Source organism: Rhizobium sp. NLR8a, from assembly GCF_019685235.1.
Lineage (GTDB): Bacteria > Pseudomonadota > Alphaproteobacteria > Rhizobiales > Rhizobiaceae > Rhizobium.
This window is the reverse complement of the sequence record NZ_JABDWI010000007.1, coordinates 376,450-383,868: the sequence shown is the minus strand read 5'-3', so window position 1 is coordinate 383,868 and position 7,419 is coordinate 376,450. Positions and strand designations below refer to the sequence as shown.

General features: G+C 61.5%; 4 protein-coding genes. 3 read left to right on the top strand and 1 reads right to left on the bottom strand.

Annotation, left to right across the window (positions count from 1 at the left end; genetic code table 11):
• Positions 1 to 448 precede the first annotated feature (448 nt).
• The 3 genes from HJC04_RS16195 (at position 449) to HJC04_RS16185 (ending at position 6,823) form a co-directional block, all read left to right on the top strand.
• The gene (locus HJC04_RS16195) at positions 449 to 2,704 is read left to right on the top strand and encodes a bifunctional diguanylate cyclase/phosphodiesterase (protein ID WP_221102537.1); all 2,256 of its coding nucleotides are present in this window, start codon (positions 449 to 451) and stop codon (positions 2,702 to 2,704) included.
• A gap of 125 nt (positions 2,705 to 2,829) precedes the next feature.
• Positions 2,830 to 6,075 (top strand): adenylate/guanylate cyclase domain-containing protein, encoded by a 3,246-nt coding sequence (locus tag HJC04_RS16190; protein ID WP_210631628.1) that lies wholly within the window; start codon positions 2,830 to 2,832, stop codon positions 6,073 to 6,075.
• Between the two features lie 67 nt (positions 6,076 to 6,142).
• Complete coding sequence (locus tag HJC04_RS16185) at positions 6,143 to 6,823, top strand: peroxiredoxin-like family protein (protein WP_210631331.1); 681 nt, start codon at positions 6,143 to 6,145, stop codon at positions 6,821 to 6,823.
• Between the two features lie 12 nt (positions 6,824 to 6,835).
• Here HJC04_RS16185 and HJC04_RS16180 read toward each other — a convergent pair whose 3' ends face one another.
• Positions 6,836 to 7,390 (bottom strand): cytochrome c, encoded by a 555-nt coding sequence (locus tag HJC04_RS16180; RefSeq protein WP_221146624.1) that lies wholly within the window; start codon positions 7,388 to 7,390, stop codon positions 6,836 to 6,838.
• Between the last annotated feature and the right edge of the window lie 29 nt (positions 7,391 to 7,419).

Sequence of the window (7,419 nt, the reverse complement as noted above, 5' to 3'; positions counted from 1 at the left end):
TGGCGCGGATGGAGGCTGCGGAATGAATGGTGAGGGACATAGTCTCAAAGCTAAAGCCGAAGGGGTGCGTCCTACCCGCCCCCGCTCCTCCCTGCAATCCGGCCCAGCCGGTCGGATCGGGGGCTGACCGGCAGGGCCGGGACAGCCAGAGCGTCGCATTTCTAACTGGCCAGCGGCGCCGCATCTCTAATCAGCTTTGACAATCACCTGTAGCCGCAAAGTTAAAGTGTCCTGTATCTGCAAAGTAAGAATGTCACTCTCCCCGGGTTTGATGACCTGGGAGATAGGCGGATGGGACTGATAGCGCCGCGCGGTGTGTCCCCGGCCCTGCAAAAATCTAGCCATTCGTGCATGCCGGACTGACGACATTCGAACCGTATTGGTCGGTTTAGCGTTGCCTTAAAGAAGCTGTGCAAGGATACGCTCTTACCACCACACCGGCGAGCTGATGACGTTTCGAAAAGACCCAGAGATAGCGCGCAGCCGCGCGGGCTGCCTAACCGGCCACGTGAGCGCGTTCGCGCCAGCGGTATTTGCGGCCATTATTGCAGTCATCGTCGTCTGGGTGGCAACGAATTGGCGGCTGGAGCGCTCTTTGGCCGATGAACGCTCGGTCGTTGCCGGCGAGCTTGCCACGATATCATCTCGGCTGCAGACGAACCTGAACAGCAATGTGAAACTGTTGCAAGGGCTGGCGGCGGGTATCTCCGTCGATCCCGCAATGGGTCAGAACGGGTTCTCCAAACTTGCAGCACGGATCCTGCAGCCCGATTCACAATTGCGAAGCTTCGCCGCGGCGCCGGACATGGTCGTCAGATGGGTTTATCCGGAAATGGAAAATGAAAGAGCCATCGGGCTCGACTACCGGAAGAATGAGAAGCAACGGGCTGCCGCGATGCTGGCGCGCAACACCCACAATATCGTCTTGACCGGCCCGGTGGAGCTTGTCCAAGGCGGAATGGCCTTCGTGGTCAGGTGCCCTGTCTATGTCACCGATGGAAATAGCCAGATCTTTTGGGGCCTTCTTTCCGGAATCATCGATATTCCAAGGCTTTACGGCGATAGCGGTCTTCGTTCGACCGACCTTGAGGTTGCCATCAGCACCGAACCGGAGCCGGAATCGCCCAAACAGGTTTTTCTCGGCAGCCTGGAGACCTTTCAAAGGCAACCGGTCGTGGCAAATGTGGATATGACCTACGGCCGATGGACCCTCGCCGCGCGTCCGAAGCATGGATGGGGTAGAAATAACGGGATCGGCGCCTTCGAGTTCTATGCAAGTTTATTGGCCTTCTGTGTCGTTGCCCCCATCGTCTGGGTCGGCTTTCTGACCAGGTCGCGCCAAAGGACCATCGAAAAACTTCGCCTGCACAAGAAGAAGCTCGTTCGCGCCCGTCAGCGCCTGGAATACCTCTCACTGCACGACGCACTGACGGGACTTCCCAATCGGCGGTTCGTCGACCAGATGATCTCGCAGCCGCCGCGGCCCGCTCCGGAAGATTGCCTGATCCTCATTCATATCGATCTTGACCGGTTTAAGGAGATCAACGACACGAAAGGCCATGCTGGCGGTGACATCGTCCTCCAGACCACGGCTTTGCGGCTCGCCGATTTGGCCGGCCCGAACGACGTCGCGGCCCGCATCGGTGGAGACGAGTTCATTTTCGCCAGCTGGAGCGCCAATCCGGAGCCTAAAGCAGCCGAATTGGCCAGGCAGATTGTCGACGCGCTTCAGCGCAACATCTTTATCGATGGAGCAGCATATGTGGTCGGAGCAAGCGTCGGTGTCGCCTGGGAGGCTGAACCTTCTCGTCGGGACCTCAGCCAATTGCTTCTGAATGCCGATCTGGCTCTCTACGAGGCGAAGAAGGCGGGTCGCGGTCGCGCGGCCATTTTCACGGAAGAGCTTCGCAGCGCCGCAATTCATTCGAAAGAACTGGCGGATGAATTCAATCAAGCGCTCGAACGCGACGAGTTTGTAGCGTTCTTCCAGCCGCAGTTCGACGCATCCACATTGGCAGTCGCAGGCGTCGAAGCCCTCGCCCGCTGGGACCATCCGCGAAGAGGTCTGCTCGGCCCGACCGAGTTTCTTGATGCTGCGGAAAGGCTCGGCCGTAGTGGCGACATGGATAAGCTGATCCTGCAAAAGGCACTCTTCGAGCTGACGAGATGGGACGGTTTGGGACTCCAAATCCCACGGGTCTCAGTGAATATCTCGGCGCGCCGACTGGCGCAGGCGAATCTCCTTGCCGAGCTTTCGGCGCTTCCCGCAGCGAGGGGGCGCCTGTGTTTCGAGCTGCTTGAAACAATCTCCTTCGACGAGCTTCAGCCCGCTCTCAATGAGGTGATTCCAGCAATCAAGGCGCTCGGCATAGAAATTGAAATTGACGATTTCGGCACGGAACATGCCAGTATCGTCAGCTTGCTTCGATTTGAACCCCGAAGGCTCAAGATCGATCGAGAGATTGTCAAGCCGATCATCGCCTCGCCTTCTCAACGCCGTCTGGTCTCCTCGATTATCGAAATCGGCCGGTCACAGAACATCGACATCGTTGCCGAAGGAGTGGAGACAATGGAGCACGCGAAGATCCTGAAAGATCTCGGCTGCCATCTGCTGCAAGGTTACGCTCTGGCAAGGCCAATGACCTCGGAGCAACTGATCGAATTTTGCCGTCGGACGGATAAGGGAACCGCAGCAGGCCGATAAGGTTGGCCGGCGGCTGTTTGTGCTTGCGGGTCTTCGTCAGCAGGTTCATTCTTATCGCCGTTGAGAAGCCCGCCGGCAGCGGCCGATATCGCTGTCGCATATCGGGTTTTTGTGAGATGCCTGCGATGGAATGCGCCGGCTGCGGTTTCGATATTCAGAGCGGTTTTGCTTTCTGTCCGCGATGCGGCTCAAAGCAACCTCTCTCTTGCGCGGCCTGCGGCTATCCATGTCAGCCGGATTTTGCCTTCTGCCCGAGATGCGGCGCATCGATCTCAAGCAAGACCCAGCCCGCCGCGAAACCGGCCATCGAGACAGCACCGGGTGAAGCCGATAGCGATGCCGACCGGCGGCCGGTGACGGTGCTCTTTGCCGATCTCTGCGGGTTCACTTCGCTAAGCGAGCAGATCGATCCTGAAGTCATGCGGGCGCTGCAGAACGAATTGTTCGAAGAGATGACCCGGGCGGTGGAAGCCTATGGCGGCTTCGTCGACAAATTTGTCGGCGATGCGCTTCTGGCGCTGTTCGGTGCGCCAGCCGCCCATGAGGACGACCCGGTGCGGGCGCTTGGCGCCGCACTTGATATGATCGACCGTGCCGCTACAGTCGGCAAACGCTGGCAATCGCGCGCCGGCGTGCCGCTGCGTCTGCATATCGGCATCAACAGCGGCCCTGTCGTCACCGGCGGTTTCGGCGCCGCCAGTGCGAAATCCTATTCCGTGACCGGCGACACGGTGAACACCGCGCAACGGCTGCAATCCATGGCCGGCGAAAACGATATTCTCGTCGGTCCGCTGACCTATCGCCTCACCCGCCACGCCTTTGCCTTCGACAGCCTCGGCGCGCAGGCCTTGCGCGGCAAGAGTGGAAACGTGCTCGTGCATCGGCTGACCGGGCTGCTGGAAGCGCCGCATAGGGCGCGCGGGCTCGAAAGTTTCGGCCTTCAGGCGCCGATGGTAGGACGGGACGCGGAATTGTCGCGCCTGCTGACCGGCCTCGACCTTGCCTGTGGCGGCGCCGCGCAGCTTGTCCGCCTGATCGGCGAAGCAGGAATCGGCAAATCGCGTCTGGCCAGCGAATTCGTCGGGGCCGCCGCCGATGCGGATCGTTTCCCCGGCCTTGCCATCCGCAGAGCCAGCTGTTCTCCCCTCGGCGAACAATCCTACGGCACGCTCGCCGCGGTCGTGCGGAGCGCCTACGGAATCGGCGAGCGCGACGATCCCGACAAGACACGGCAACTGCTGACAACAGGGTTCCGCGCCCTCGATCTCAGGCCTGACGACATCGAGGCGCTTTTGCCGCTCTTTCTGCATGTTCTCGGCTTCGGCGATCCCGATGGCGCGCTCCGGCACATCGAGCCGGAACAATTGCGGCGGCAGATCTTCTATGCGGTCCGCACCGTTTTCGAGCGGCGGCTGGCGCAAGGCCCTCTCCTTCTTGTCATCGAGGATCTCCACTGGGCGGATGCGGCCTCGCTGGAGGTGCTGCGCTTCATGATGGACCGGCTGGAGCGCAGCCGGCTGATGCTGCTCGCGATCTATCGGCCGACGTCGCAGACGGACCCGCTGGACTCCAATCGCGTCAGCGTCACCGTCCAGCGTCTCGGCCCCCTCCTCGCTGCCGATGGGCAGACGCTGCTTGCCGCCTTTTTTGGCGAGGGTCACGGCAAGCTGCCGGCGCCGATGCGCAAGCGCATCCTCGATCGCGCCGGCGGCAATCCGCTGTTCATCGAAGAAATCCTGCGCGGGCTGATCGACATGGGCACGCTGCACAATGACGGCCAGCGCTGGCATGTCGCGGCCGAAGACGCGGATGTCGATATACCGGTCAATCTGCAGGCCCTGTTGCTTGCCCGCGTCGACCGGCTGCCGCAGGAGATCAGGCGTCTGGCGCAAGAGGCGGCGGTCGTCGGCCCGAAGTTCGATACCGCCCTGCTCCGCACCGTCGCGACCGACCCGGGCGGCATCGATGCGGCGCTGGATTATCTCTGCGATGCCAATATCATCGAGGAATTGCGCGGGCCGGACGCCGAGATAGCGCCGGGCTATCGCTTCAGCCAGACGCTGATGCACGATGTCATCTACCACAATCTGCTGCTGCAACGGCGCATGGAGCTTCACCGACGGATCGGCCGGGCGCTGGAACGCCAATATGGCGTGGCGCCGGATCGGGCGGAGCATCTGGCGCAGCTCGGCCATCATTTTAGCCTGACCACCGAAAAGGCCAAGGGCGCCAGCTATCTCATGGCGGCGGGCGATATGGCCCGCAAGATTTACGCCAATGACGATGCCATGCGTCTCTACCGTCAGGCTCTTGCTGCCTTTGCCGACGAGCCGGAGGTGACGCCGGAGCAATCGGCGCTGCTGGAGCGCCTTGGCGATCTCTGCGGTCCTGCCGGCCGGCGTGAGGCCGCCCTGAACCATTATCAGCGAGCACTTGCGACCCACCGCGTGAAAGATGATCGGATCTCCGTGGCGAGAATCTTGCGCAAGATCAGCCGCCTGCATCTCGATGCGGGACGTCGCGATCAGGCGGAGGCCCATTGCGCCGAAGCCGAAGCGATGATCGCGCCGATCGATGCGCCGGTCGAACATGCGCATCTCCTGCAGGAACGCGGCCACCTCGCCTTCCGCACCGGCGACCAGGCTGCTGCCGCCGAATGGGCGACACAGGCGCTGCAATGCCTGCAAACGCTGCCGATCGATGGAACGACGGAGGCCGGACGGGAGGCGGCGCGGGCGATGGCAGAGGCGCTGAACACCAAGGGTGCAGCGCTGGCGCGGCTCGGACGCCGCCGTGATGCCGTGCAGGAAGTGGAGCGCAGCCTTTCGGTCGCCGAAAAGGCCGATCTGCAAAGTGCCGCCTGCCGCGCCTATTCCAACCTCGGCGTTCTCTACACAATCGTCGATCCGGCCAACGCCATCAGAATCTGCCGGCGCGGGTTGGAGGTCGCCACTCGTATCGGCGATCTCGGCTTCCAGGCGCGTCTTCTCGCCAATCTCGCGGTCTCCTGCTGCACCTTCACAGATCGCTGCGGAGCGGAGGGCGTGCCGGCGGCGGAAAAGGCGGTGGAGATCGACCGGGCGCTCGATCAGCGCGACCATCTCTCCGTACCGCTGATCGTGCTCGGTCAGATACACCAATGTCATGGGCAGCCGAAGCTAGCTCGTAAGTATTACGAGGAAGCCCTTGAGGTTGCGAAGGAAATTGACGAGCCGCAACTGCTCTTTCCGTGTTATGATGGCTTGGCGACACTGAGCCTTGAACACGACGACATGGATGAAGCGGAACGGTATTTCGCGCTGGCGCAGGATGTGTGCATCCGCCACAAGCTCGACCCCGGCACATTCGTCGTCTTGCCGTTTCTCGACTGAGGGCTTCGTATCTAGCTCTGCATCAATTAGACCAGATAATTCAGAAACATACAGGGAGGAACTAACAATGCAGGAGAACCACGCCGATAAACCATTACAGCCTGGAGATCGCGCGCCCAACGTGGTGCTGGATGCGATCACCCGCCATGGCAAGATCGCCATCGATGATTTCCGCGGTCAGAAGCCGGTGCTCGTCGGCTTGTTTCGTGGCCTACACTGCCCCTTCTGCCGCCGGCAGATCGCCGCCATGGCCGAACTCACCGGTGCGTTGCAGGAGAAAGGCATCGACAGCCTGACAGTCGTCAATACGCCAATCGAGCGAGCGCGCCTCTATTTCCGCTACCACCCGCTTCCCAATTTACTGGCCGCCTCCGACCCCGAACGGGTATCGCACAGAGCCTTCGGCCTGCCGAATATCGAGTTCACCGAATCCGAGAACGAATGGCCGCACAAGGTCAGCATGAGCACGATGTCCTCAATGCGGATCGACATGCCGGGCGAGCTGCCGGAGCCCATGGATGTGATGGCGGCGATCGACTATCTCGACAAGGCCGACGGCTACGAATTCACGGAGGACGATACGCGGATGATCGCCACCGGCCATGGCCAGCTTGTCGGCGAATTCCTGCTCGACCGCGATGGCGTCGTGCGCTGGTGTTTCACGGAAGTCGAGGAAGGTGGGCGCAACTTGTTCGGCGGTCCCGCGCCTCGGGATGTGATGTCGGCGGCTTCGAATATGGCTGCTTGACACCAGTTGTGCTTATTGCGCCCTGAAGCGGGCGTGGCACGTCGTGCAGGTCTGCAGCATGAGGTGAAAGGCGTGCTCCGCCGGCATTGCCGACAGCTCCTGCTCGCTTCGGACGTGAGTGCCGAGCGGGCCGCTGCCCATGGCCTCTCCAGGCTTCATGCGCATGTCGGCAGGCATCGGTCCCGGATTATTCTGCGCAGCGGCGTCGAGCGCGATGGCGTAGTCGCGCAGGTCGTTTGCGATGCGGTCGAACCGCTCGCGCTCCTCAAGAATGTTCGGCCTGGCCTTTGATTGCGGGCTGGTCGCCTCGGATACGAAGTGTTCGGAAAGAACGACGCCGGATCTGTCGCGGATGGTGTCTGCTGCCCATCGGAACTCGGCTGCCTTGTAGCTCGCCGGATCCTTAAACATGCCGGAAATTGTCTTTGCCGCGGCGGCCATGGCCTTCATGTCCGCCTGCCGAAGCGCCACGACATCCTCGGCGGCCGGCGACGGGACTGCCGTCAAGAGAGCGGCTCCCATGGCAAGGAGCAGTCCAAAAGTCGTCACGAAAAAGGTCCGTCTCATAGAGTTATTTCCCAAGCCGACGTGATCCC

Bases quoted from the DNA above. Each gene is read 5' to 3' on its own strand.
- HJC04_RS16195 (WP_221102537.1), top strand. From the start codon at position 449: ATGACGTTTCGAAAAGACCCAGAGATAGCGCGCAGCCGCGCGGGCTGC.
- HJC04_RS16190 (WP_210631628.1), top strand. From the start codon at position 2,830: ATGGAATGCGCCGGCTGCGGTTTCGATATTCAGAGCGGTTTTGCTTTC.
- HJC04_RS16185 (WP_210631331.1), top strand. From the start codon at position 6,143: ATGCAGGAGAACCACGCCGATAAACCATTACAGCCTGGAGATCGCGCG.
- HJC04_RS16180 (WP_221146624.1), bottom strand. From the start codon at position 7,390: ATGAGACGGACCTTTTTCGTGACGACTTTTGGACTGCTCCTTGCCATG.